Raw genomic sequence first — 25,958 nt, forward strand, 5'->3', positions numbered from 1 at the left:
GGCAGGAGCTCTTACTTTTTACGATAAGACGCAATCTTCGCATACAGCTCCGCCGGGGAGAACGGCTTGCTGATATAGTCGTTCATTCCGACTGTAAATGCAATATCTTTGATATCCATCATGGCCGAGGCTGTCAATGCGATGATAGGCAGGCGCTGGTACTTTTCGTCGGGCAGCTGGCGGATGTGCCGGGTGGCTTCGTAGCCGTCCATTTCGGGCATCTGGAGGTCCATAAGCACGAGGTCGTAGTCGTTGGCCTTTACTCTTTCGAGCGCTACCAGCCCGTTTTCGGCAAGGTCGTATTGCACGTCCCATTGCCGCATGAAGTTCTTCATCAGCAGGACATTGATATTGTTGTCCTCGACGATGAGCAGCTTCATGCCTTGCAGATTGAAATGATTGGCCGGAGCGCCGTTGGCTTGTTCGGCAAGGTGCTTTTCGCTGATGGGGAACGACATGCTGAAATAGAACACCGACCCATCGCCGGGTGTGCTATCGACATGAATCTGGCTGTTTTGCAGTTCCAGGAGCTTTTTAGTGATCGTCAGGCCGAGGCCCGAGCCGCCATACTTGCGCGTAGTGTCGGAAGTGGCTTGTGTAAAGCTGTCAAAGATGTTTTCGAGTTTTTCGGGCGGAATGCCGATACCGGTGTCCTCTACACGAAAATCGATGGAAACACGGTCGTCCAGCCGCTGTGAGACAGCCGCCGAGATGGTCACTTTGCCGCTTTCGGTGAATTTTACGGCATTGCTGACGAGATTGGTCAGGATCTGTCCGAGACGGGTAGGGTCGCCCACCACCGTGATATTGACGTCGTTGCTGACTTTCAGTTTCAGCATAATGCCCTTTTCATTAGCCTTTTGCAGAATTCCGGACCGTATATTTTCGAGCAACGAGAGCACATTGAAATCGACCTCCTCGAACTCGATCTTACCGGCTTCTATCTTGCTGAAATCCAGGATATCGTTGATCAGCACCAGCAGGTTTTCCGCCGAGAATTTCAGGATATTGAGGTACTCCATCTGCTCCGGCTTCGGGTCCTGTTGCAGCAGCAAATGCGTGAACCCGATCACTGCATTCATAGGTGTCCGTATCTCGTGGCTCATCGTCGAAAGGAACTGCGATTTGGCTATACCCGCCGTTTCGGCTTGTTCCTTGGCTTTGATCAGTTCCTGTTCCGTTTTTTTCTGTTCGTCGATGTCCATGATCGCGCCATAGAGCTTTGTTACCTTGCCGTTGGCATCTGTAAACGGCTTTCCAATGGCGTGAATGAATTTCACCCGACCGTCAGGCAGGATAATGCGCAGGTCGAAACTCGCTGGCGCGAGGTGGTTAATCGCATCGCGGATGTGTGATTTGTACAGCGGCAGGTCCTCCGGGTGGATCATGCTCGAAAACAGCTCGGTCTGCGGGCCGGTACTGCCCGGTTCGAGGCCGAAAATGCGGAATGCTTCGTCAGACCAGTAGTTCTGGCCGGTAACGAGGTCGGCCTCCCAGCTCCCGCTATGAGTAAGTTGCTGGGATTCAGCCAGCATTGCTTCGTTTCTGCGGATCAGTTCTTCGGCACGTTTGCGGTGGGTAATGTCGTGCCATACCACCAGCAGCACCTTTTTGTTGCTGATCATCACCGGGTTAAGGGTTACTTCGACCGGGAATTCCTCGCCATCCATTTTTTTATGAATCCATTCGAAGCGGTTGTAGCCGTTTTCATAAGCCAGCCGATCCATTTCCACCGATTTTTCGGACGACCGCATGCCGTCGGGCTGGAATTCGGGAGAGAACTTTGCCGGGTGGATCGAGAGCAGTTCGCTTTTGTTTTTGCACCGCAGCATTTTGACGGCCGCCTCGTTGCAGTCCATGATCCCGCTTTCATCCAGCAGCAAATGTGCATCGGTAGAATACTGAAATATCACGCTCAGCTTTTCCTCGACGATTTTCCGCTGGGTAAGGTCCTGCAAAACGCCGTCGAGCTTGCCCGGCTGCTCTTGCTGCATGACATCGTCGTGAATATCGCTCACCGAGCCGACCATCCTCTCGGGTTTCCCGTTTTCAAACCGCACAGTGCCACGGCATTCGAAATAGCGATAGCCGTTATGCTTCGTTTTAAGCCTTACATGAACGAGATAGGGGATGTTGTTTTCAAATTGTTCGCGGATGGCATCGGCCACGATCTGTTTGTCGTCGGGATGGACCAATATCTCGGTAAATTCCTCATAACCGGGCGGTACTTCTCCCGGCTGGTAGCCGAGTAGTTCAAAAAAACGGTCCGACCAAACCTGTTTGTCCGTTGCGAAAACCCAATCCCATATTCCCGCATTGATACCGGCAATGACCATATCGAGCGACTCAGGGGAGAATTTGGATTGCATATTGGACATATAGAATTAATTCGTATAAAATTAAGACAATTTCCGAATCTCAAAACCCTGAAAAGAACTTTGCCTACTCTTTTCAAAAATCGTTTGTACGGAAAACTTTTTAAGCGGCGCGAAAGGAATGGTTGGCAGCCTCATTTAAATATTTATGGGTCTTTGATTTAACAAAATTTCCTTTTGCTTTTTTGCTCCCACCTGTTGATAAGCTATTTCCGGATTGTCAGTTAACAAGCGTAATCTTTGAGTCCAACTCATAATGAAGGCTCGGATTTAAAGCAACCCTAAACAAACCAACGATGGAGACTTTGAAAACGGTAACTGTACTTTACGTGGACGACGAAATTCATAACCTAAACTCGTTTAAAGCGACTTTCCGTAAAGAATTCAATGTGCTCATTGCCGGTTCTGCTATTGAGGCACTGGAAATCATGAAGAAGAACCTGGTACAGATCGTGATAACCGACCAGCGCATGCCGGGAATGACAGGCGTTGATTTCCTGATTCGGGTTTTGGAAAAATATCCGGAGGTGATGCGGGTGCTTCTGACGGGTTTTTCCGATCTCACGGCTGTCGCGGATGCTTTGAGCAAAGGTCAGGTTCACTACCGAATGGAAAAGCCATGGGATGAGGAGCAAATCAGAGTGGTTATCAATGCCGCTTATGAAATTTCCTTGCTCCGGGCAAAAAGAGGTCAGGAGCAAAGCATTGATGTGGCAGGTGAACTGGAATTTATTTTAAGACAAAACCTTCTATCCTAGGATTTCAATATTTAAGCCCAAAAATGCGATCAGCGTTGGTATTCTGCCGCCACCCGTGTAAATTGGTGGGGATTGAAATGGCGAAAACCTCAATATGAACGCAGAAACGGATGCGTTGCGAAAACGCATTGAAGAACTTGAAGCGGAATTGGACAAGGCCCGGCTGGGTCATACCGGCGGAGGCGACACACTCGCATACATACAGGAGATGGAAGGGCGGTTTCGCGCCATTGCTGACACGGCCCCGGTGCTGATCTGGCTTTCCGGCCCCGATAAACTTTGCTATTTCTTCAACAAAGGCTGGCTTGATTTCACAGGGCGCACCATGGAGCAGGAGCTCGGGAACGGCTGGGCCGAGGGCGTTCATCCCGATGATTTCGACAGATGCCTGAACATTTACATTTCACATTTCGATGCGCGCAAGGAGTTCAGTATGGATTACCGCCTGCGCAGGCACGACGGGCAATACCGATGGATTTCGGACAAAGGCGTGCCGCGGTATACTTCGACAGGAACATTTACGGGCTATGTGGGCGGTTGCATGGATATTCACGACCAGATCACATTCTCGGAACAAATGGAAACGCAGGTCGAGGAAAGGACCCGACAGCTGAAACATTCGGAGCAATTCCTGCAATCTATCCTGAACACGGTGGGAAACGGCATTGCTTCCTACGAACCGATACGGAACCCGGCGGGCAGGATCATGGATTTTCGTATTGTGTATGCCAATGAAGACGCGTTTACGCAAGGGACCGGGGAGGAAGAGGGCATTGCAGGAAAAACCTGTCGCGAAGTATATCCTGGTATTTTCAGGAATGGGGTATTTGAAAAACTGGCAAAATGCCTTGAAACAGGGCACCCGGATAGCTACCAGATCGACGTCAGGAGGGGAGGAAATATCGTCTGGTACGAGGCTTCCGTCGAAAAACTGGCCGACAGCGTGACGGTAACCACCCGGAATATCTCCGAAGAACTGAAATCCGACCTGAAACTCAAAGATCTGAACCGTCAGCTGGCCATACAAAATTCGATTTTCAAGCATTCCGAAGAAAATGCCAATATCGGCAGCTACGCCTGGAATGTGGCGACCAACGAGCTCGAATGCTCCGATAATCTTTACCGCCTCATCGGTTACCAGCCGAAGGAGTTTATACCGTCTTTTGAACAGTTTCTTTCATTTCTTCATCCCGAAGACCGCCACCAGGCGATCCGCGACGGCATACGGGCGTACGAGACCAAGGTGATCATCCAGAACACTTACCGCATTATTGCCAAAAATGGCGATATCAAGCATTTCAGGCTGAGCGGAAATTTTATCCGGGAAGGAGAAAACCACCTGATGATCGGCGCATTGCAGGACGTGACCAAGGATAATGAGCTCAGCGATGCCCTCCATAAAAAGAATATGGAACTGCGCCGGAACAACGAAGAACTGGCGTCGTTCAGCTACGTGGCCTCGCACGATTTGCAGGAACCGTTGCGGAAGATCCGTGCATTCAGCAGCCGGATCATGGAAAAGGAATCGCAGCATTTTTCAGAAGGGACAAAAGATTACTTCGCACGCATTATCGCGGCGTCGGTAAGGATGCAAAAGCTGATCGAAGCATTGCTGAGCTATTCCGGGACGAGCGGTATCAATTTCAAATTCGTGGAGACCGATTTAAACAGCATTGTGGACGAGGTAAAAAGTGACCTGGAAGAACTGATCACGGAAAAAGACGCCGTGGTGGAAGTGCAGCCGCTGCCGGTTTTGCCGGTAATCCCGGTCCAATTTCATCAGCTATTGCAGAACCTGATCGGCAACGGCATTAAATACAGCAGTCCGGACCGCAAGCCGGTTGTGCGGATAGGGTATGATTTAGTGGAAGACAAGGACGGTCAGGGGACTTTCTGCCGGATCAGCGTAACCGACAATGGTATCGGTTTTGACCAGCGCTATGAAAACCGCATATTCGACCTTTTCCAAAGACTCCACGGAAGAAATGAATACGAAGGCACGGGCATCGGCCTCGCTATCTGCAAGAAAATCGCTCAGAATCACCACGGTTACATCACGGCCGAAGGAACGCCGGGCGTGGGATCGGTCTTTCATGTTTATGTCCCGACGAGCGTGATGCAGCATTGATTATGCGCTGAAAGTAGGATATGTCGGTGTCCGAATTGTAAAAATCTGATAATCTGGAACTAAATACCGCCTTCCCGAAAGTTTCTCTTTCAAAACCCTTGCGTTTTAATTTTCAATAAGTTTACTTTGTCTATCATATTTATAGACTATATAAAATGACTTTGCCCGATTAACCACCAGTCTGGCAAAAAAACATTTGTCCAAAATTCGTATCGTACCTATGAAAGCGAAAGATGTACTTCTTATCCAAACTTCCGGGCTACCCGCCTGCGAGAGGCCGGACTCCGGATGGATGGTGGTTTCTAATTGTCCCCGTATCACAGCCCCGTGCTGTTCCTGTTGTTGACTCCCTAACGATTTCCTGAATATTCAGTGACCCGCTGATCGGCATATGAGGCGTATGCAGATCAGGAACTTCCCGCATATCCGTACCATTCGGGCCTGGCCTGCTGGTGGCTGCGTATATGCATGAAGGTAAGCCCTCTTGTGCCTAAAGTATCCATTTTATTTCACCACAATAATGACGAAACATTTATTTCGCCTGTTCTTGCTGACGGGCTTGGTATTCACAGGTTTTTACCGTGCCGCAGCGCAGGACGCCATTACGGGCGTGGTAAAAGACGAATCGGGGCAGGGTTTGCCCGGCGCGACGGTGGTCGAGAAAGGCTCCGCCAAATATGCGTTGACGGACGTGGACGGGAAGTTCAGTATCCCGCCGGCTAAGGAGTTTCCATTTACTTTGCAAATCAGCATTACCGGTTTCCAGCAGCAGGAAATCGAGATTTATGAACAGCCCACCGAGGCGGTCGAAATCGTTCTGAAAACCGCAAACCTGCTCGACGAAGTCGTGGTGGTGGGTTATGGCGAACAGAAACGGAAGGATATTACCGGTTCTGTCGCTTCGGTTCCTATCGAAATCAAAAGTCAGCCCGTAGCATCCGTGGAGCGTCTTTTGCAAGGTTCTGTCGCGGGGGCCGTGGTCACGCAGACGTCCGGGCAGCCCGGCGGGGGCGTGAGCGTGCAGATACGCGGGAACAACTCCATTACGGCCGGTAGCGATCCACTATATGTAATAGACGGTTTCCCGGTGAATAACGATTACGGCCTGACGGACGCCGGCGTGACCGACGGCTCGAAAATCAACCCGCTTTCTTCCATTAATACGGCGGACATCGAGAATATCGACGTATTGAAAGATGCTTCTGCAACAGCGATTTACGGTTCACGCGGAGCGAACGGGGTAGTGATTATCACTACTAAAAGCGGTTCGAAAAACAAGTCGTCCATTAATTATGATGCTTACTATGGCCGGCAAAAAGTACTCCGCACCATTCCCGTGCTGAATGCAGCGCAATGGTGGCAGCTCAGAAAGGACGCGGCTGCGAACTCCGGCAAAACGGCTTCCGTTCCATCCATTGCAGGTTACTCGCTCGATACAACCGGCGCCGGTACCGACTGGCAGGACGCCGCATTCCGCAGTGCTTCCATCCAGAGTCACAACCTTTCCATCCTTTCGGGATCGGATAAAACGAAGCTTGCAATTTCGGGTAACTATTTCAAACAGAATGGTATCCTGCAAAATACCGACTTCCGTCGCTTCTCGGCACGCATTAACCTGGATCATCAGTACAGCGACCGTCTCCGCATTTTCACGAGCCTGAATGCGAGTAATACCAAAGCCAATGTAGCACCCACTGCCATTGTCGGTAACCTGCTGCAAACGCCTCCCTCGCTGCCTATTTATCAGGACGATGGCACTTTTGTCGTGAACAGCCCATTTGAATCGGCATTGCAGAACCCCATTAACTCGCTTTACAACCAGTTGAACGAAACCATTACCAACCGCTTCCTCGGTAATGTTTCGGCTGAATACACCATTGCCGACGGTTTGAAAGCGAAAGTCCTCATCGGTGCCGACGTCGTTGGTAACAAGCAGAACCGCTATTTGCCCAGCACTACTTCGGAAGGAGCTGCATTGAGCGGCGATGCGATCGTAGGATCGGTTTTTACGACCAACTGGCTGAACGAGAACACGATCAGTTACGATAAGGAGTTGAATGAAAAGAACAAAATCAATGCGGTAGCAGGTTTCACAGCGCAGGTTTCACAAAGCAAAGGCGCTATCGCCGAAGCGGCGGGTTTTGCATCGGATGCATTTGAATACAACAACCTGGCAACCGGTATTACCAACATCGCACCACGCTCGCTGGCCAATAAATGGTCGCTGGCTTCCTACCTCGGTCGTGTCAACTACATTTTCGATGAGCGTTACCTGTTCACATTGACATTGCGTGCGGATGGTTCTTCCAAATTCGGTAGCGGCAACAAATGGGGTTACTTCCCTTCGGCGGCGATCGGGTGGAATGTGAATGAAGAGAAATTCTTCCAGCGTTTCAAAAAGATCAGCCTCCTGAAACTGAGATTAAGCGCCGGACAAACGGGTAATCAGAATATTCCTGCCTACCAATCATTGTCCCAGTTGGCCTATTTCCGCTACAACTTCTCGAATACTACGGTTTCCGGTTTCGCACCGAACACCGTTCCTAATCCGAACCTCGGCTGGGAAAAAACATTTCAGACCGATTTCGGAGTGGATCTTGGTTTGTTCAAAAACCGCATTAACATTATTGCCGACTACTATTACAAAAAGACGACCGACTTGCTCCTGACCCGCACCGTACCGGGAACATCCGGTCTGTCGGACTTCTACAATGGACAAGCCTCTGTAGTGTATCAGAATATCGGTGCCGTTTCCAACCAGGGTATTGAGTTGTATATCAATTCAAGAAATACGGAGGGCGCTTTTAAATGGAACACGATTTTCATTGTTTCTAAAAACACCAACAAAATCCTGAGCCTCGGTGATGGTGTAGACCAGATCATTCCGGTGATTTCCAACCCGTCTATCGCGAAAGTAGGTTATCCGCTCGGCTCGTTCATCGTGTACAAAACCGACGGCATTATCCAGGAAGGCGACGCGCCATTGACCCCGCAACAAAACAAAAGCCCGGGTGGGCAGAAGTATCAGGATATCAATGGCGATGGCGTGATCACACAGGCAGGTGACCGCGTGGTAATCAAAAACCAGCCTGCATTGACGGGCGGTATTACCAACACATTCAGCTACAAAGGTTTTGACCTGACGATTTTCTTCCAGGCATCGCTCGGCGGCAAATTGTACAATGCCAACCGTGCTAACCTTGAACTGGGAACAGGTTACGTGAATGGCTCGGATGTGCTGCTCAATCGCTGGACGCCTACCAACACGAACACCGACGTGAAAGCGGCCTACCAGGACCCGGCGATCACCATTTCGGACCGGTTTATCGAAGATGCGACTTACTACCGTTTGAAAAACCTCTCATTCGGCTACACTTTCCCGAAAGAGCTGCTCTCCAAACTGCGCATTGAAAACCTGCGCGTGTATGTATCCGCGCAAAACCCGAAAACCTGGACGAAATACACCGGTTTCGATCCCGAGGTGAGTTTGAACGGCCAGTCGCTGATCAACAAGGGCGTAGACCAGGGCGTGTATCCTAACAACAAATCTTACCAGGTGGGTCTGTCCCTCACATTCTGATAACCACCATTCCAAAATCGATTGAAATGAAAGCATTTAAATATATCCTGTTGGGTTTCACGGCATTTGCTTCGCTCTCGTGCGAGGAATTCCTGAAAGAAGAGCCCGAAGCATTTTTGTCGGAAGATCAGTATTACAAAACCCAGGCCGATGCCGTGAACGCGGTGAATGCGGTGTATTTCTTCCTGAATTCGGGCGGGTCGTCGATCCAGACGCCTTACAACACGCTTTTCAACACCGGTATGAACATGGCCGGTGACGACGAGGACCCGGGACCGGGCGCGACCAACCCGGACGTGCGTTCGCTGTCGGTACTGGCGCATTCGTCGACGAACCTTCGGATTTACGAGCTCTGGCAGCAGCATTACGCGGCGATCAAAAAGGCGAATGTCGTGCTGGAAAAAGTACCGGCTATTCAGTTTGACGAGGCACTGAAAACCCGCTTGCTGGGCGAGACCAAGTTCCTGCGCGCATTGTATTATTTCAACCTCGTGCGCTTGTATGGCGATGTCCCGCTGATCCTTGAATATCAGAAGTATGTCAATGCGGCGGATTACGCCATCGCCAAATCCCCTTCCGCGGACGTTTACGCGCAGATCGAGAAAGACCTCACCGAAGCCGCAGCGGTGCTCCCTGCCACGTATGCGTCGCCCAACGTAGGGCGCGCGACTGCGGGAGCTGCGAAGGCATTGCTGGCGAAAGTATACCTGGCAGAAGCGTCGTTTCCGCTGAAAGTAAGCGCGAAATACCAGTCGGCGGTGAACAAGGCGGAGGAAGCATTATCGGCTGCGGACGGCGGCACGGGTAACTACGGTTATGACCTGGTAACCAACTATGCGGAGGTTTTCCTGCCTGCATTTAAAAACAACAAGGAGCACATTTTCTCGGCGCAGTTCAAATCGAACTCATTGGCGCAGGGCAACAACGAATGGCCCCGCTCGATCCTGTCGGGTGTGCCGGGTTTGAATGGCAACTACGCGCACATGGTGCGGTATTACACGCAGGGCAACGACAAGTTTTTCAGCATTTATAAATTGTATAAACCTGGCGATAAGCGCCGCGATGTAACGTTCGTCAGAAGCTTCACCAGCCCGACCAACGGCCGTAAATATGCATTGCCGATCGCAAATACGGCGGTACCGAACGATTCGACGCCATTCTGGAACAAATGGGCCGACCCGGCTTCGACGGCCGTAACTAACCAGTCGGCTGCCAATGTGCCCATTATCCGTTACGCAGAATTGCTGCTGATCCACGCGGAGGCGGAAAACGAAGCGAACGGCCCGACAGTAAAAGCGTACAAATCGCTCAACAGGGTCCGCAAACGCGCCGGATTACCCGATCTGACGACCGGTCTGAGCAAAGACCAGTTCCGCGACTCGGTGTACCTCGACCGCCGTTTGGAACTCACCTACGAATACCAGCGCTGGTTCGACCTGATCCGTCAGCGCGACGCGAACTACAACAGCACATTTGTGGCAAATCAGGTGAAAGTAGGCAAAACCAATGCCGCTCCGAAGCACGTCTACTACCCGATCCCGCAATCGGAGATCGACAACAACTCACTGTTGAAGCAGAACCCGCTTTGGGAGTAACACCGGTTTTGTAATCTGTTGGAAATGAATATTGAATGAACAGGAAAGCTTCTCTTTGGATAAGCATGTTATGGGCACTGGCGGCGATCGCGCCGGTGCCTGTGCCTGCACAAGGCACGTCTGAAAAACCGAATATCGTGCTCATACTGGCCGATGATATGGGTTTTTCAGATCTGGGAAGCTTTGGCTCCGAAATTAATACCCCTAACCTCGACAAACTCGCGCACGAAGGTCTGCGCATTACCCAGTTTTACAACAGCGGTCGTTGCTGCCCCTCGCGCGCGGCACTGCTCACGGGCCTGTACCCACATCAGGCAGGCGTGGGCGACATGGTGCAGGACAAGGGCACGCCCGCGTATCAGGGCTATTTGAGTAAAAACAGCGCTACCATCGGGCAATTGCTCAAAACGGCAGGTTACAACACCATCGTTTCCGGTAAATGGCACGTCGGGCTGGTACCCTCGGCCTGGGCGGTGAACCGCGGGTTCGAACAGTCGTTTACGATGCAAAACAATGGCAGCAGCTATTTCAACTCCGAGCCACTTTACAATGATGGGCGTACCGTTACTTTTCAGCTGAATGGCCGGGAAATACAGCGGTACGATACTTCACGCTACCTCACACAAGCCATTACCGATTTCGCGATCCAATCGATCGACCGCATGAAAGATCAGCCAAATCCTTTCTTTTTATACCTCGCCTATAACGCCCCGCATTGGCCGATCCAGGCGTTGCCGGAAGATATTGCCCGCTACAAAGGCAAATACCTCCAAGGCTGGGACGCATTACGGGAGGCACGCTACCGGAAGCTGGTGGATTTGGGTATTATTCAAAAAGAATGGAAACTGTCGCCACGCTACGAAAAAGCCACTGAGTGGAATGTCTTATCCGCTGCCGAAAAAGACCAATGGGATACCCGGATGGCGATTTACGCCGCCATGATCGACCGGATGGACCAATGCGTCGGCCAGGTGCTCGATAAACTGAAATCCATTGGTCGCGACCGGAACACGCTCGTCATTTTCGTGTCCGACAATGGCGGCAGCGGCGATACCGTCCGCGAATGGAGTTATGTGACCGAGAAAAACGGCGAACCCGGCTCGGTGAACAGTATCGACAGTTACGACCCGCCATGGGGCAATGCGAGCAACACACCATTTAAGCTATTCAAAAAGAACGCCCATGAAGGGGGCATTGCATCGCCGTTCATTGCCTGGTTTCCGGGGAGAGTCAAGGCGAATGCATTGAGCGCACAAGTAAGCCACATTACCGACATTATGCCCACGCTGCTCGAACTGGCGGGCATCCGGTATCCCGAAATATTCGGAAATGAAAAGCTTACGCCCCTAGCCGGCAGCTCTTTAACACCATTATTTCAAAACCCGCAGGCCACGCAATCAAAAACTATTTTCTGGGAGCACGAAGGCAGCCGGGCAGTGCGCAAAGCCGACTGGAAACTCGTCGCGGAAATAAACCAGCCGTGGGAATTGTACGACCTCAAAACCGATCGCAGTGAAAACCACAACCTCGCCGGCCACTATCCTCAGAAGGTGAAGGAACTGGAAAAAGAATACCTCGAATGGGCTGCGAAAGTAGGTGTAGTGGATTGGAATACGATCAAATAGGAATTGGATATTGATTTAAAATACATTCAAAAACAGTGTGTTATGAAAAAGATTTATCGTCCGTGGAATAAATTATCGCTGGGGGCGCTGGCTATGCTGGCCGCCAGTGGTGTGCATGCACAATATGCGCCTACGCCTGCTTATCAGGGCAAAATAGGCAAAACGGTGGCGGAAACGCAGCAGTCGTGGCCGGAGAAGAAGAAAGCGGCCAAAGGTTCGCCGAATGTCGTCTGGATTTTGCTGGATGATATTGGTTACGGGGCCATCAGCACATTTGGCGGGCTGATCAACACGCCTACGCTGGACAGCCTGGCGAACAATGGGTTGCGTTATACCAACTTCCACACCACCGCCATTTGCGCGCCTACGCGGGCATCCCTGCTCACGGGCCGCAACCAGCATTCGGCGCACATGGGGCTTTTCCCCGAAACCGCCATTGGTACACCCGGCTACGACGCGCTCATTCCCTTTGAGAAAGGTACGATTGCCGAAATCCTGAAAGACAATGGTTACAACACCTTTGCATTGGGCAAATGGCACATTACCCCGCTCGCCGACCTTACACCTGCCGGGCCGTTCAACCGCTGGCCGACAGGACGTGGTTTTGAGCAATTCTACGGGTTTCCGTCTCGCGGCAGCATCGATCAATGGCATCCCGAGCTCTGGGAAGGCACGCACCGCGAAGCCGACCGGCAGGATGGCAAGCATTTCAACGAGCTGATCGCAGACCGGGCTATTAGTTACCTCGCCAGCCAGAAGTCGGGCAATCCGGATAAGCCGTTTTTTCTGTACGTAGCGACCGGCGCCGGCCACGCACCGCACCAGGTTGCCAAACAATGGTCGGACAAATACAAAGGCAAGTTCGATGCGGGCTGGGACGCTTACCGCGAGCAGGTGCTGGCCAATCAGATCAGGTTAGGAGTTGTACCAAAGAATGCGAAAGTACCGCCGCGCAACCCGGGTGTGAAAGACTGGAACTCGCTCGGTGCGGAAGAGAAAAAGCTCTATGCGCGGTTTATGGAAACCTATGCCGGCTTTCTGGAATATACCGATTATGAGATCGGAAGGGTGATCAACCACATTCGCGAAACCGGTGAGCTGGATAATACGATCGTGATCGTGTCGGTAGGCGACAATGGGGCGAGCAAGGAGGGAACCTTCGTGGGAACCGTGAACAATTTCGGCACCGGCATTTCCGAAGAGGAGCGTTTGAAAAAGAATATCGAACAAATCGACCTGATCGGTACCGAGTTCTCGAAGGTGAATTACCCGCTCGGCTGGGCTGCTGCTACCAATGTACCATTCCGCCACTGGAAGCAGGATGCGAACTCGGAAGGCGGCACGCACAACCCGCTCATTGTTTTTTATCCCAAAGGCATTAAGGAAAAAGGAGGCATCCGTAACCAGTACGGCCACGTTTCGGATATTTTGCCCACTACATTGGAACTGTTGAATATCAAGGCGCCGCTCGTGCTGAATGGTATCAAGCAGGACCCTATCGAAGGTACGAGCCTTGCTTACAGCCTGAATGATGGCGCTGCGAAGAGCCGCCATACGGTTCAATACTACGAAATACGCGGTTCGCGCGCTATTTATAAGGATGGCTGGAAAGCGGGCTCCCTGCACGTGAAGGGTCAGGATTTTGAAAAAGACAAATGGGAGTTGTATAACCTGAATGACGATTTTAACGAAACCAACGACCTCGCGACCGCTAATCCGGCGAAATTGAAGGAGCTGAAAGCATTGTTTGACAGTGAGGCTTTGAAATACAATGTATACCCGTTGAAGGATGGTACCGAGCCATTTACATTGCCCACGGCCTATAACAATGTGGATAAGGTGGTACTTTATCCCGGTCAATCGACCATCATCGACGTGGCGAGCCCGTTCGCATTGAAACGTTCCTTTTCGATCGTGGCCGATGCAGTATTGTCGGGCGTGGAAACGGAAGGTGTGTTGTTGTCCAGAGGCGGCGCTGCCGGCGGTCTGAGCTTTTTTATCCAAAACCAGAAACTGCAATTCGCCTATGCGGTGGGTGACGGGAACAAATATGTGGTGACGTCGTCAAATGCTACCTTACCAGCCGGCAAAGTGGAGCTGAAAGCCAGCGTTCAATACGACCAGAATGGTGGCGGCGTGGTGAGTTTGTATGTCAATAATGCGAAGGTAGGAGAGGGTACTTTGGCCAAGACTTCGGACGCATTGTATTTACACGAAGGTGTGAATGTCGGTTTTGACGACCTGACACCGGTAGGGGATACTTACAAAGTGCCTTTTGCATTTACAGGCAAGATCCATAAGGTCACAATCGATCTCGCGCCGACGCAACAGGCGGTTTTAGGAGCGAAGTAGCGGTTTTTGATTTGTTGTTACATGCCTGACGGCATTTGCAAAACAAGATTTTAACCGGAGAATGCATTTGACAGTACATGGTCAGTGATACCGGATTAGCACAAGTCGCATAGCGACGTAATATTTGTAGAAAACGACGACATTAATGAACGGCGAAAATCGCGTAGCGATGTAACAACCATGCAAATGAACAAACAGATCCGTAACATTCTTTGGGCGATATGGACCATCGCATTACATCCGGCCATTGCGCAGGACCGTCCCAACATCCTGTGGATCGTGAGCGAGGATAACACCATTCTGCTAGGCAGCTACGGCGATCAATTCGCGACCACACCCAATCTGGACCAATTCGCGACGGAGAGCATTCGCTACAAAAATGCCTTCTCGACCGCGCCTGTGTGTGCGCCCTCGCGGAACACGCTCATTACGGGCATGTACCCGCCTTCGCTCGGAACAGAGCACATGCGGAGCACGTACCCGTCGCCTGCGTTCGTGCAGTTTTTTCCGAAATACCTGCGCCAGGCAGGTTACTACACGACCAACAATGCCAAAAAGGATTATAATACGACGGATCAGCCGGATGCATGGGACGAATCGAGCAATAAGGCGACTTATAAAAACCGGAAGCCGGGACAGCCGTTTTTTGCCGTATTTAACTTGAATGTATCGCACGAAAGCTCGCTCCATGAACCGCTGCCCGCCCTCAAACACGATCCTGAGAAAGTGCCATTGCCACCTTACCATCCTGCTACGTCCGAGCTGAAACACGATTGGGCGCAGTATTATGATAAGTTAGAGGAAATGGACCGACAGTTTGGCAAACTGTTGCAGGAATTGAAGGATGAAGGCTTGGCCGACAACACCATTGTCTTTTACTATGCCGATAATGGCGGCGTGTTGGCACGCAGCAAGCGGTTCATGTACGAATCCGGCCTGCATGTGCCCCTGATCGTCCATTTACCACCTAAATATGCGCATCTGGCCAGTCAGAAGCAGGGTAGCGTGTCCGACAGGCTCGTGACCTTCCTGGATTTCGCGCCCACGGTATTGAGTCTGGTGGATATCAAGGTGCCGGATTATATGCAGGGAGGGGCATTTTTGGGTAAACAGCAGAAGCCGGAGCCACAATATGCATTCGGTTTCAGGGGGAGAATGGACGAGCGGATCGATATGTCGCGCTCGGTGCGGGATAAGAAGTACCGTTACATCCGGAATTATTTGCCCAACAAGATCTATGGTCAGTACCTCGAATACCTTTGGCGCGCGCCTTCGGTGAAATCCTGGGAAGATCTTTACAAGGCCGGAAAACTGAATGCGGTGCAATCCAAATTTTGGGAGCCGAAACCTGCGGAGGAACTTTTCGACGTCGACGCCGATCCACACAACATTCACAATCTGGCCGGTGACCCGAAATACAAAAAGGATTTGGAAAGGCTGCGGAAGGCTAATGCACAATGGATTGCGGGTTATAAAGACGTCGGTTTTATCCCCGAGGCGATCATTTATGAAATTGCCAGGACCACGCCTTTGTACGATTATGCGCGAAGTGGTAAATACAATTTTGCAAAAATTGCTGCAACGGCAGAGATTGCCTCGTCACGGAATCCCGCGCATACGCAGGCGCTCATTCAGGCGCTGGGCGATGCCGACCCGTCGGTGAGGTTCTGGGGAGCCACCGGCCTTACGGTACTGAAAGCCGCCTCCGGCAAAGACGCATTGCAAAAAACATTGAAAGACCCGGAACCAGCCGTCCGCATTGCCGCTGCCGAAGCACTGTATGTGACTGGTGCCGATAAGCCCGGCGCTATCGCTGCGCTGACCGAAGCATTGAAAAGCGACAATCCCTACGCACGCCTGCAAGCCCTGAATATCCTCGATCTGACGGGAAAGGATGCCGCCCCGGCTATTCCCGATGCGGAGAAGATTTCAGTTCAAAAAGCGGAAATGTTCGACTATGATATCCGTGCAGCGAAGGTTTTGCTCCAAAACTACAAGAGCTCAAAGTAAAAAGTTGATAGCCAAGGCCAACCACCGAAAGCAGTAATCACTTTAAACCCAGTTTCAATGAAAATTTTCAAACCATTGTTCGCATTGGCATGGCTGCTTATTGCCCATTCCGCATTGAATGCACAGACTACGCCCAATGTGCAGCCCGCTCCCAGGCGCGACCTCGTTTCGTTCGAAGAATTTGAGGCCCGGTTGGCCAAAGCAGGCAAAAACGCCCAGATCCTCGACGCCCGCTTGCCCGAAGAGTACGCACAGAACCACCTCGAAGGCGCCACGAGTTTCAGCGTCGCCAACGAAGCCGATTTCGCCAAAGCCATTGCCAAACTCGACAAAGGCAAACCGACTTTCATCTACTCCATCGCCAACGGCCGCAGCGGGAAACTCGCCAAGGACCTCCGCGATAATGGGTTCAAAGACGTTACCGAATTGCCGGGCGGATTGAGTAAATGGATCGGTTTGGGCAAGCCCGTCGTATCCACCGTGGGTCCGGGTCTTTCGCTGAACGATTACCAGGCCTCCCTGAAATCCGACAAACTCGTGCTCGTCGATTTCGGTTCGCGCTATTGCGGTTCCTGCAAGCGCCTCGCCCCGATCGTGGATTCCATCAAACACGAGCAAGCCAGTTCTGTCAAAGTGATTACGATCGAGGCTTACGAAAACAAGTCACTCACCAAAGAACTGGGTGTGACGGCATTGCCCACTTTGATCCTTTACCGGGGGAACCAGGTGGTTTGGAAGAAGAGCGGCGTGACGCCGAAAGGGGAGATTGAAAGGGCGCTGGCGGAAGCGAATTTGTAAGGGAAGAAAATGAACGCAGCCAGCCATGCTTTGAGTGCGGGGCTGGCTGCATTATATTGTTTACTGATCAGACTTCTTTTCGGATTTTTCCTTTTCCCAGGGGAATGGACGGGGCAGCCTGGCCAGGCTTGCGGCGGCGGCTTCGTTTCTTTTCCTCAAAGCAGGAGAATTTCTTATTATTTCAAACATCTTTTCCCTGTGTTGAAGAAGTTCTTCCAACATTGCTTCACGGGTTTCTTCTTTTTCCATTTGGGTTTTCATAAGTGGTATCTTAAAGTTATGAAATTATAAACGTCCAACCAATATTTGGTCATAGTGGGTCCCCACAGAATATTCTTCGAATTTGCCCTCCTGCACGCCCCAAAACCGGAATTCTTCTGACAGCTCAGCCCAGTTTGAATTTATCGCTCTTTGATAGAGAACGTTCCGATGATTTCTGCCGTGCAAGGCAGATTTTTCATCCATGTAACCCTCAAATGATAGTACTGAATCTGGATTTTTGGTTAGAAAATCCATTGCAATTCGAGCTACGGTTGCAATTACTTTCGGCATATCCCCATTTCCGCTCCTGACCGAATCATCTATTATCCACTTACGATCGAAATTTACGAAGTCGCCAAATCCTAAGTTGTACACCGATGAAAATGGATAGACAGATGCAGCCGGAAGAGGGCTTATCAATACGCCTTTCGCTATTTTCCCTTTAACGCCTTCGCTAATGAATATGTAGGTAAAGTCGTCCTGGCCTACAACGAATTTATAACAGTCCTTATCCATGAAACAGTGTACTTAAACAAACCCAAAGCACACTTCTACAAACCCGCTAATCATACCTCCTCCCACCAATGATCCTCCGGTACAAAAAACCGCCCATCCGGTTTTAGCGAATGGGCGGTATGCAAATAGGCGTTTTCATTCAGAGCCGGTTGGTTAATCACAATTTGAAATAGGCTCGTTTAACCGAAAAATTTTTTCAAGAGTTTCGGTGGCCCTGCGCCTTTTTTCTTGAAAGAAGGGTGAATTGGCGAGTTTTATAAGTGTCTCGTCGTCGATCGTATCAATGTTGGGTTGCTCGACATCGACAGCTGGAAGATCATTTCTCAGCTGTTTATCTCCATTGGTGGTCTTCATAGTATGAGGCTAATTGTTAATGAAATTTACCTATATTTTGCACCTGATCAAAATCTCGTCATATGTATCTCCATTCACGTAGTCGATGATCTTCGAAGATATCACACCTCGTATCACAAATTCATTTGTAAAATCTTCCCAATTTGATTCGATGGCTCGTTGATAGAGCAAGTTCCTCTGATTTCTGCCCCCTTTGATCGATTTAGAATCCCAATAACCTTGGAAAAAGAGGATTGCATCTTTGTGCTCTCTCAAAAACAGAACAGCGATCTGTACCACCGTAGCAATTACCTTTGACATGTCCCCATTGTTTGTTCGGGTGCTATCGTCTAGTATCCATTCATTATTTCGAATTTTAAGATCACCAAAACCCAGATTGTAGAGCTCGTAATGGCCGACGTTCAGTAGAGGCTTTTCGATTCGATCAATAGTAACCATTTTCCTGATCCTCCCATGTTTGCCTTCACTCAAAAAAGTGTAAATGTGGGTCCCGGGAACAGCGTGAGTTGTATAGACCTCCTTGTTCAAAGCAGTAGTGTGTTTGGTCGATAAATGGAATATCCAATCTAACCAAAGCACACTTCTACAAACCCGCTAATCATACCTCCTCCCACCAATGATCCTCCGGTACAAAAAAAACGCCCATCCGGTTTTAGCGAATGGGCGGTATGCAAATAAGAATTGGTAAAGCTCACAAAATAAACTTCATGATGTGATTAAATGGTCTCTCCGGGTTTGTCTCTATCCCAAGGAAAAGGTGGTTTTATTTTCGACAGGTGTTCAGCGGCTTCTTCATGTTTTCGATTTAGATAAGGCGAATTTTTGATGATCGCTATCACTTTTTCCTTATCCTTGAGAAGTTCTTCCAAACGGGTCTCATAGACCATTTGTTTGTGCTTTTCCATGCAGATGCTCATAATAGTAAGTGAATTGAAGTTAGCTATTTATTTGCGTTTGACCAAAATCTGGTCGTAGGAACAGCCGACAACATACGCCTGTACCAGTCCGTGCTTCACGCCGCGGGCCAAATCCGTAACTCAGCGCTTCCGGAATAGGACGGATTAATACGCCTTTTGCTATTTTTCCACGAACGCCCTCACTGATGAAGAGATACACCTTACTTTCTTCAAGGTTCTGGAAGAGGTAAATGTCTTTATTCATATTATCAGTGTGCTTAAACAAACCCAAAGCACACTGCTACAATCTCCCTAACGTCACTTCCCCCACCAATGATCCTCCGGCACAAAAAAACGCCCATCCGGTTTTAGCGAATGGGCGACTGCGTGAAAAAAGCTGGATAAAGTCTAGAATATAAACTTCGTACTCAAAAAGTTAGAAGTATCCTCATGCACGATCTCGTTGATCAGCTGCTTGTTCGCGGCGTTCATTTTGAAGGCCACGAGCGAGCGGATCGAGAAGGCGCGGATGGCGTCGGGGACGGAGAGGGTGCCTTCGGCGCTGTCCTTGCGGCCGGTGAACGGGAATACGTCGGGGCCGCGCTGGCATTGGGTGTTGATGTTCACACGGCTTACCTGGTTTACCAACGGGTCGATGAGCGAGGCTACTTCATCGGCATTGTTGCTGAAAATGCTCACCTGCTGGCCATGCGTTGATTCGATGAGGAACTCGATGGTTTCTTCGAGGTCGTCGAATGGTACCACGGGCACGATCGGGCCGAATTGCTCTTCGTGGTAGAGTTTCATTTGGCTGTTCACAGGGTAAACCACGGCGGGGTAAAAGAACGAGCCTTCCGATTTGCCGCCGTTTTCATTGACCACCTTTGCACCGTGCGCTTCCGCATCGGCAATGCAGTCGTTGAGGTATTCGATTTTATTCGTTTCGGGCAGCGGGGTAAGCGACACGCCTTTCTCCCACGGCATTCCGAATTTCAGTTCGGCAACGGCTGCGCTGAATTTTTCGAGGAAAGCATCGGCTACCGTGCGGTGTACCCATATGATTTTCAAAGCCGTACAACGCTGGCCATTAAACGATAGCGACCCCGTAATGATCTCTTTCACGGCAAGGTCGAGGTCCGCCTCGGTCGTCACGATCGCGGCATTCTTCGCATCCAACCCGAGCACGGCGCGCAGACGGTTCACTTTCGGGTGGGATTTCTTCAACTCGTTTGCCACCTTGCTGGAACCGATCAAAGTCAGGACGTTGATTTTGCCCGACTGCATCAATCCCGGAACGATCGCATTACCGCGACCGTAGATTACGTTCACAACGCCTTTCGGAAAACAATCGCGGAAGGCTTCCTGCAACGGGTAATGCAGCAGCGTACCGAATTTCGGTGGTTTGAAAAGCAACGTGTTGCCCATAATCAGCGCGGGGATCAGGGTGGTGAACGTTTCGTTGAGCGGGTAGTTGAATGGTCCCATACAAAGTACCACGCCCAGCGGAGAGCGCCTTACCTGTGCTGCAATACCATCGACAATGTCGAAGCCGGACGAGTCGCGATCCAGGTTTTTGAGTGAATCGATGGTGGCGTAAATGTATTCAACGGTGCGATCGAACTCTTTCACGGAGTCGGCGAAAGATTTACCGATTTCCCACATGATGAGCTTCACGATGATCTCCTTTTTCTCGATCATCCGGCCTGTGAACTGCTCCACGCAGTGTATACGCTCGGCGACGCCCATTGTGGGCCATTCGCCGCGACCACTGTTGTAGGCGCTTACGGCCGCTTCCAGCGCTTCCGATGCTTCGGCTGCGGTACATAAAGGGTAGCTGCCGATCAGTTTGCGTTCGAGGCCGTTCGCCGTTTGCACGGCAATCGGCGAGTAAACTTCATGGAACGGCCCGTCCCAGGTCTTCATTTCGCCATTGCAAAGGTACTCGCGCTGGTGGATCAGGGATGGCAGGCTGAACTCCGCAGGAATGTCTTTTTCTTCAACAAAGATGCTCCTTAACGTGGAATTGAAATCCATTGAATCAGATTTTTGTGGATAAGAATTGATTTAAAAAACGCGCACTTGGTTAATGACGAAGTTTCGCAATTATATCCTTATCAACAAGTCGGATTTTGACGAAGTTTTATCTAAACCTGATTTCTTCTTGTCATTTTAAAGAAGCGCGTCATCAGGAAGATCGATGCCATCGTCAATCCCAGAATCAGCCCCAGCCACATGCCCGATGCACCCATTCCGAAATGGAATGCGAGTGTGTAACCCACCGGGATACCGATCACCCAATAAGCGATCCCAATCAGGATCGTAGGCGTTTTTACATCTTTAATACCCCTTAACAATCCCGCGCCTATGGCCTGGGTACTGTCCGAAATCTGGAAAACGGCCGCGAACAGGAGCAGCAATGCGGCCAGTGTGACCACCTCGGTATTGTCGTTGAAGGCTATCGGCAAATGGTTTCGCAAAAGACCAAACGTGATCGCACAGAATGTCCCGTAGATCAATGCAGTCACCAGCGTGCTTTTGCCGATGACGAAAATCTTTTTCCAGTCGTTTCGGCCGAGCGCGTTGCTCACGCGTATGGAGCCCGCCTGCGCAAGACCCATCGACACCATGAATGTGAATGACGCACTGCTCAACGCGATCTGGTGTGCAGCCTGCGCCACGGCGCCCAATGTACCAATGATAATACCCGATACCGCGAATGCGCCTGCTTCCATACCGATCTGCAAGCTGCTTGGCACGCCGATATGCAGCAGTTCGCGCCAGGTTTGCCATTTGAAATACCATTGGTTACGGCTTATGGCGATGTATTTTTCAAAGGTTTTGTGCTTTAAAATAACAAAAAGCAATGCGAGAAACATCAGGCTGCGGGTAATGAGAGTGGCCCAGCCTGCGCCTTCGAGTTCGAGGCGGGGAAAACCCCAGTTGCCGTAAATGAGCAGCCAGTTGAGCATAATGTTGACGGGCATCCCGGCCAGCGAGAAGATCATCGCGGTACGCGTCTGTTCCAGCCCGTCGGCGAACTGCTTCAAGGTCATGAAAAGCAGCATAGGGATAATGGAAAGGCCCATGAGCCGCATGAACGGGATGGCGAGCTCTACTACTTCCGGGTCCTGGCCGAGGTTGCGCAGGTAGTCTTTGCCAAAAAGCAATGTGATCGAAATAGCCAGCGCGGTGAGCGTGCAAAGGCAAAAGCCGTTGAACAAATAATGCGAAACCTGCTGCGCGTCGCGGCGGCCGTTGGCGAGTGATACCATTTGCGAAACGGAGATCGTCATACCGATCCCGATCACGAACGGGATGTTCATCGCATTGATTACGAGTGCGGCTGCGGCGAGCTGTTTGTAGCTGATCGCGCCTACCATCGCGCTGTCGATGAGGTGAAGGGCCATTTGGGCCAGCTCACCGATGATAATAGGGAATGCTAATCTTAAAGTTTGTGATGTTTCGTTTTTCATGGCGTTGTGCGGACTTGCAAAAAGACTGCAAAGGTACAAAAATCCCGTGGAGCCCCGGAGTGTAAGCCGGGAAGTTCATTTTAATATATCATTATGGTAGAGTAAAATAGCCGGGTAATCCGGTTTGTATGGGTAACAACTTTAAAAGGATTTGAGGAAATATTACAACAGGATAATGGCTATCAGAAGCAGTTTGAAGCAGGGCTTTCGTCAGGGGAAGTCGCGTGGTTTTGTGGGATTTGTATGGATGATGGGAATGTTGGCCATGGCGCCGGCCCTGGCGCAGAATACCGGGAAATTGAAGGTTACAGGCAAGATTATCGACGGTGCGAGCAATGCGCCGCTGGGCTATGCGAGCATCCGGCTTTTCAAAACGGCGGACAGTTCGTTCGTCTCGGGGGCGATCACGGATGAGGCGGGCGGGTTCGTCGTGGACATCTCCGCAGGTACCTATTACGCATTGTCCGAGTTCATCGGTTATAAGCCGCAATACACCACTAATATAAAAGTGAGTGCCGCGAATTCTCCCCTCAGTCTTGGCTCGATTAAAGTGGCGGCCTCGGCCCGGACGCTCGACGAAGTGACCGTACAGGCAGAGAAGAGTTCGATGGAATTGACGCTCGATAAAAAGATATTCAATGTAGGTAAGGATCTGGCGAATGCGGGAGGTACCGCCGCGGATATTCTGACCAATGTCCCTTCCGTGGCCGTGGATGTCGAAGGGAATGTCAGTCTGCGGGGAAGCGGTAATGTGCGTATCCTGATCGACGGCAAGCCTTCCGGTTTGGTAAGCATTAAAGGCGCCAGCGGATTGGCCCAGTTGCAGGGCAGTATGATCGAGCGGGTGGAGATTATTACCAATCCATCGGCGCGGTACGAGGCTGAGGGAATGGGCGGTGTGATCAATATTGTTTTGAAGAAAGAACGGAAAGAGGGTATTAACGGCTCGTTCGATATTATTACCGGTCACCCTACCAACTTTGGTGGTGCCGCAAATGTGAACTACCGGAAGAAAAATCTCAACTTCTTCATCAACTACACCATGTCGTACCGGAACACGCCGGGCCGGAACTTTGTGTACCAGGAGCTTTACCGAAACGATTCGACCTTCATTATGGAGCGCGATATGAAAAGCAACCTGAAAGGGATGGCGAATAGCGCCCGGGGTGGTATCGATTATTATTTCAATTCCAAAAATGTCCTCACAGGCGCATATACGTGGCGCACAAGCAAGGGCAAGCGGTTCTCGACGCTGAATTACCGCGATTACCTGGGCAGCCTCAACAATCCGACGGGCATCACGCGCCGGACGCAGGATGAGACCGAGACGGAGCCGAACTCGGAGTATGCTTTGACCTACAAAAGAACATTTAACCGGAAAGGGCAGGAGTTTACCGCCGACGTGCGCTACCTCGACAACTGGGAGGATTCGGACCAGTACTATCATGAGAATGTGTACAAGCCGGATGGCAGCCCGTCGGGCATTCCGCCGCTTTTGCAGCGTGCCGTGAACTATGAGACGGAGAAACAACTCCTATTCCAGGTTGATTACGTGCATCCGTTCGGTAAAGACGGCAAGATCGAGGCCGGCGGAAGGAGCAGCTCGCGGGATATGACCAACGATTACACCGTGACCCAGCAAAACAGCGACGGCGGCTGGACTACCTTGCCTGGCCTCACCAACGATTTCCTTTACGAAGAGAATATCAATGCATTGTATGGAATGATCGGCAACAAAACCGGCAAATTCTCCTATCAGGGCGGCGTACGGGCCGAATGGACGGGCGTTACCACCACATTAAGGACTACCAACGAAGTGAACGACCGTAAATACGCCAACCTGTTCCCGAGCGTGCACATTACCTATGATTTTGCCAAACAGAATGCATTTCAACTGAGTTACAGCCGTCGGGTCCGCAGGCCGCAGTACAATGACCTGACGCCGTTCGCGACTTATAGCGATAACCGCAATTATTGGAGTGGTAACCCCGACCTGAACCCGGAGTTTACCAACGCATTCGAACTCGGGCACATCAAATACCTGAACAAAGGCTCACTTACATCGTCGATCTATTACCGCCATACCAACGGCAAGATCATCAGCATTCGCACCGTGCAGGATGACGGAAGCTCCTACACCCGTCCCGAGAACCTCGGAACGGAAGATGCATACGGGGCAGAGTTTACCGGCTCATTTAATCCGTACCCCTGGTGGAAACTCGACGGCAGCGCCAATTTCTTCCGCGCGATCACCGACGGTACCGGCGTCGACGAGGAGTTTCAGAGCGATACTTACAGTTGGTTCGTGCGCGCGATGTCGCGGTTTACGCTTTGGAAAAATACCGATTTGCAGCTGAGAGGAAACTACGAAGCGCCGCAGCAAACCCCGCAAGGCCGAAGAAAGGCATTGGCGACGCTCGACCTGGCTGCGACGCGGGATATTCTGAAAGGCAATGGCACGTTGACGCTCACCGTGGTCGATGTTTTCAATTCCAGAAAATTCCGGTCTATTACCGAGGGGGCCAATTTCTATGCCAGAAACAGTTCCCAGGGCCGTTTGAGGCAGATTAACCTTACTTTGAACTACCGTTTGCACCAGGCCAAGAAGAAGCCTAAGGAGAGTCTGGAAGGGGAATTTTAATCCTAATTAAATTTATTATACGGTTTTTATTAGCTACCTTGTATATTCTTACAAAGGGATTGATCGCTACTGTACCTCGATTAGGCTGAATGTATTGAACAACGTTTATCTTATTTCATGAATACTTAAATTCGGGTTATGAGCACAAAACCAAATAAATCTATTTTCCTGGCCGACGACGATGAGGATGATTGCCTGCTGTTCGAGGACGCGCTCAGGGAAGTGAGCACTTCCGCCGAGCTATTGACGGCAAGTGACGGAGTAGAGCTGATCGACCTGATGGAGAAGACGGTACCGCCACCGCCGGACGTCATTTTCCTGGACTTGAACATGCCCCGTAAGAACGGTTTCGAATGCCTCGACTATATCCGCAAAACCAAAGCCTGGGAACATATACCGATCGTGATATTCTCCACTACCGGCCAGGAGGAAATGGTGCGGAAAGTGCATGAAAAAGGTGCCAATTTCTTCATTCGGAAACCCGGTTCGTTTCCCAAGCTGAAACAGGCCATCAAGCAGATTCTGGATATCGACTGGACCAAGCATAGCTGGACGCCGGCGCCGGAAAACTTCTATTATCAATATTGACTTCTTAC

Annotated in this window: 19 protein-coding genes; 10 read left to right on the top strand and 9 right to left on the bottom strand. The window is 50.8% G+C overall.

Features of this window, described 5'->3' with window-relative positions:
• Window positions 1-11 precede the first annotated feature (11 nt).
• A complete protein-coding gene (locus tag BMW93_RS16355; RefSeq protein WP_229240508.1) occupies window positions 12-2,369 on the bottom strand; it encodes a PAS domain-containing protein in 2,358 nt (785 codons plus the stop codon).
• A gap of 302 nt (window positions 2,370-2,671) precedes the next feature.
• On the opposite strand from BMW93_RS16355, the gene BMW93_RS16360 reads away from it, so the two are divergent.
• From BMW93_RS16360 to BMW93_RS16395, 8 genes are all read left to right on the top strand, one after another.
• The gene (locus tag BMW93_RS16360) at window positions 2,672-3,133 is read left to right on the top strand and encodes a response regulator (RefSeq protein ID WP_090378268.1); all 462 of its coding nucleotides are present in this window, start codon (window positions 2,672-2,674) and stop codon (window positions 3,131-3,133) included.
• A gap of 94 nt (window positions 3,134-3,227) precedes the next feature.
• The gene (locus BMW93_RS16365; RefSeq protein ID WP_090378271.1) at window positions 3,228-5,261 is read left to right on the top strand and encodes a PAS domain-containing protein; all 2,034 of its coding nucleotides are present in this window, start codon (window positions 3,228-3,230) and stop codon (window positions 5,259-5,261) included.
• Between the two features lie 520 nt (window positions 5,262-5,781).
• Window positions 5,782-8,841, top strand: coding sequence for a TonB-dependent receptor (locus tag BMW93_RS16370; RefSeq protein ID WP_090378274.1), 3,060 nt, complete (start codon window positions 5,782-5,784; stop codon window positions 8,839-8,841).
• A gap of 26 nt (window positions 8,842-8,867) precedes the next feature.
• A complete protein-coding gene (locus BMW93_RS16375; RefSeq protein ID WP_090378277.1) occupies window positions 8,868-10,436 on the top strand; it encodes a RagB/SusD family nutrient uptake outer membrane protein in 1,569 nt (522 codons plus the stop codon).
• A gap of 35 nt (window positions 10,437-10,471) precedes the next feature.
• Window positions 10,472-12,061 carry an arylsulfatase gene (locus tag BMW93_RS16380; protein WP_090378280.1) on the top strand — a complete coding sequence of 530 codons (1,590 nt, stop codon included), beginning with the start codon at window positions 10,472-10,474 and terminating at the stop codon, window positions 12,059-12,061.
• Window positions 12,062-12,103: 42 nt separating this feature from the next.
• Window positions 12,104-14,413: an arylsulfatase gene (locus tag BMW93_RS16385; RefSeq protein WP_090378283.1), complete on the top strand. Its 2,310-nt coding sequence runs from the start codon at window positions 12,104-12,106 to the stop codon at window positions 14,411-14,413.
• A 186-nt stretch (window positions 14,414-14,599) separates the two neighbouring features.
• The gene (locus BMW93_RS16390) at window positions 14,600-16,423 is read left to right on the top strand and encodes a sulfatase-like hydrolase/transferase (protein ID WP_090378866.1); all 1,824 of its coding nucleotides are present in this window, start codon (window positions 14,600-14,602) and stop codon (window positions 16,421-16,423) included.
• Window positions 16,424-16,480: 57 nt separating this feature from the next.
• Window positions 16,481-17,221, top strand: coding sequence for a thioredoxin domain-containing protein (locus BMW93_RS16395; RefSeq protein ID WP_090378286.1), 741 nt, complete (start codon window positions 16,481-16,483; stop codon window positions 17,219-17,221).
• Between the two features lie 60 nt (window positions 17,222-17,281).
• Here BMW93_RS16395 and BMW93_RS16400 read toward each other — a convergent pair whose 3' ends face one another.
• From BMW93_RS16400 to BMW93_RS16430, 8 genes are all read right to left on the bottom strand, one after another.
• Window positions 17,282-17,470 carry a hypothetical protein gene (locus BMW93_RS16400; protein ID WP_090378288.1) on the bottom strand — a complete coding sequence of 63 codons (189 nt, stop codon included), beginning with the start codon at window positions 17,468-17,470 and terminating at the stop codon, window positions 17,282-17,284.
• Between the two features lie 36 nt (window positions 17,471-17,506).
• Window positions 17,507-17,998, bottom strand: coding sequence for a DUF6934 family protein (locus tag BMW93_RS16405; RefSeq protein WP_090378291.1), 492 nt, complete (start codon window positions 17,996-17,998; stop codon window positions 17,507-17,509).
• A gap of 153 nt (window positions 17,999-18,151) precedes the next feature.
• Complete coding sequence (locus BMW93_RS16410) at window positions 18,152-18,352, bottom strand: hypothetical protein (RefSeq protein ID WP_090378293.1); 201 nt, start codon at window positions 18,350-18,352, stop codon at window positions 18,152-18,154.
• Window positions 18,353-18,382: 30 nt separating this feature from the next.
• A complete protein-coding gene (locus tag BMW93_RS16415) occupies window positions 18,383-18,880 on the bottom strand; it encodes a DUF6934 family protein (protein ID WP_090378297.1) in 498 nt (165 codons plus the stop codon).
• A gap of 188 nt (window positions 18,881-19,068) precedes the next feature.
• Window positions 19,069-19,257 carry a hypothetical protein gene (locus tag BMW93_RS16420; RefSeq protein WP_229240510.1) on the bottom strand — a complete coding sequence of 63 codons (189 nt, stop codon included), beginning with the start codon at window positions 19,255-19,257 and terminating at the stop codon, window positions 19,069-19,071.
• Between the two features lie 31 nt (window positions 19,258-19,288).
• Window positions 19,289-19,513, bottom strand: coding sequence for a hypothetical protein (locus BMW93_RS35185; RefSeq protein WP_143061663.1), 225 nt, complete (start codon window positions 19,511-19,513; stop codon window positions 19,289-19,291).
• Between the two features lie 143 nt (window positions 19,514-19,656).
• On the bottom strand, window positions 19,657-21,282 hold the full coding sequence (locus tag BMW93_RS16425; protein WP_090378302.1) for an NADP-dependent glyceraldehyde-3-phosphate dehydrogenase: 1,626 nt from the start codon (window positions 21,280-21,282) through the stop codon (window positions 19,657-19,659).
• Window positions 21,283-21,392: 110 nt separating this feature from the next.
• A complete protein-coding gene (locus BMW93_RS16430; RefSeq protein ID WP_090378305.1) occupies window positions 21,393-22,721 on the bottom strand; it encodes an MATE family efflux transporter in 1,329 nt (442 codons plus the stop codon).
• A 175-nt stretch (window positions 22,722-22,896) separates the two neighbouring features.
• Here BMW93_RS16430 and BMW93_RS16435 point away from each other — a divergent pair, with 175 nt between their 5' ends.
• Together BMW93_RS16435 and BMW93_RS16440 are read left to right on the top strand one after the other, a co-directional pair.
• Complete coding sequence (locus BMW93_RS16435; protein ID WP_177194103.1) at window positions 22,897-25,362, top strand: TonB-dependent receptor; 2,466 nt, start codon at window positions 22,897-22,899, stop codon at window positions 25,360-25,362.
• 138 nt (window positions 25,363-25,500) lie between these two features.
• Window positions 25,501-25,950 carry a response regulator gene (locus BMW93_RS16440; RefSeq protein ID WP_090378308.1) on the top strand — a complete coding sequence of 150 codons (450 nt, stop codon included), beginning with the start codon at window positions 25,501-25,503 and terminating at the stop codon, window positions 25,948-25,950.
• Window positions 25,951-25,958 lie beyond the last annotated feature (8 nt).

The organism is Dyadobacter sp. SG02, assembly GCF_900109045.1.
Lineage (GTDB): Bacteria > Bacteroidota > Bacteroidia > Cytophagales > Spirosomataceae > Dyadobacter.

Bases quoted from the DNA above. Each gene is read 5' to 3' on its own strand.
- BMW93_RS16435 (WP_177194103.1), top strand. From the start codon at position 22,897: ATGGCTATCAGAAGCAGTTTGAAGCAGGGCTTTCGTCAGGGGAAGTCG.
- BMW93_RS16430 (WP_090378305.1), bottom strand. From the start codon at position 22,721: ATGAAAAACGAAACATCACAAACTTTAAGATTAGCATTCCCTATTATC.
- BMW93_RS16400 (WP_090378288.1), bottom strand. From the start codon at position 17,470: ATGGAAAAAGAAGAAACCCGTGAAGCAATGTTGGAAGAACTTCTTCAA.
- BMW93_RS16395 (WP_090378286.1), top strand. From the start codon at position 16,481: ATGAAAATTTTCAAACCATTGTTCGCATTGGCATGGCTGCTTATTGCC.
- BMW93_RS16405 (WP_090378291.1), bottom strand. From the start codon at position 17,998: ATGGATAAGGACTGTTATAAATTCGTTGTAGGCCAGGACGACTTTACC.
- BMW93_RS16375 (WP_090378277.1), top strand. From the start codon at position 8,868: ATGAAAGCATTTAAATATATCCTGTTGGGTTTCACGGCATTTGCTTCG.
- BMW93_RS16380 (WP_090378280.1), top strand. From the start codon at position 10,472: ATGAACAGGAAAGCTTCTCTTTGGATAAGCATGTTATGGGCACTGGCG.
- BMW93_RS16425 (WP_090378302.1), bottom strand. From the start codon at position 21,282: ATGGATTTCAATTCCACGTTAAGGAGCATCTTTGTTGAAGAAAAAGAC.
- BMW93_RS35185 (WP_143061663.1), bottom strand. From the start codon at position 19,513: ATGAATAAAGACATTTACCTCTTCCAGAACCTTGAAGAAAGTAAGGTG.
- BMW93_RS16385 (WP_090378283.1), top strand. From the start codon at position 12,104: ATGAAAAAGATTTATCGTCCGTGGAATAAATTATCGCTGGGGGCGCTG.
- BMW93_RS16390 (WP_090378866.1), top strand. From the start codon at position 14,600: ATGAACAAACAGATCCGTAACATTCTTTGGGCGATATGGACCATCGCA.
- BMW93_RS16360 (WP_090378268.1), top strand. From the start codon at position 2,672: ATGGAGACTTTGAAAACGGTAACTGTACTTTACGTGGACGACGAAATT.
- BMW93_RS16410 (WP_090378293.1), bottom strand. From the start codon at position 18,352: ATGAAGACCACCAATGGAGATAAACAGCTGAGAAATGATCTTCCAGCT.
- BMW93_RS16370 (WP_090378274.1), top strand. From the start codon at position 5,782: ATGACGAAACATTTATTTCGCCTGTTCTTGCTGACGGGCTTGGTATTC.
- BMW93_RS16355 (WP_229240508.1), bottom strand. From the start codon at position 2,369: ATGCAATCCAAATTCTCCCCTGAGTCGCTCGATATGGTCATTGCCGGT.
- BMW93_RS16420 (WP_229240510.1), bottom strand. From the start codon at position 19,257: ATGGAAAAGCACAAACAAATGGTCTATGAGACCCGTTTGGAAGAACTT.
- BMW93_RS16365 (WP_090378271.1), top strand. From the start codon at position 3,228: ATGAACGCAGAAACGGATGCGTTGCGAAAACGCATTGAAGAACTTGAA.
- BMW93_RS16440 (WP_090378308.1), top strand. From the start codon at position 25,501: ATGAGCACAAAACCAAATAAATCTATTTTCCTGGCCGACGACGATGAG.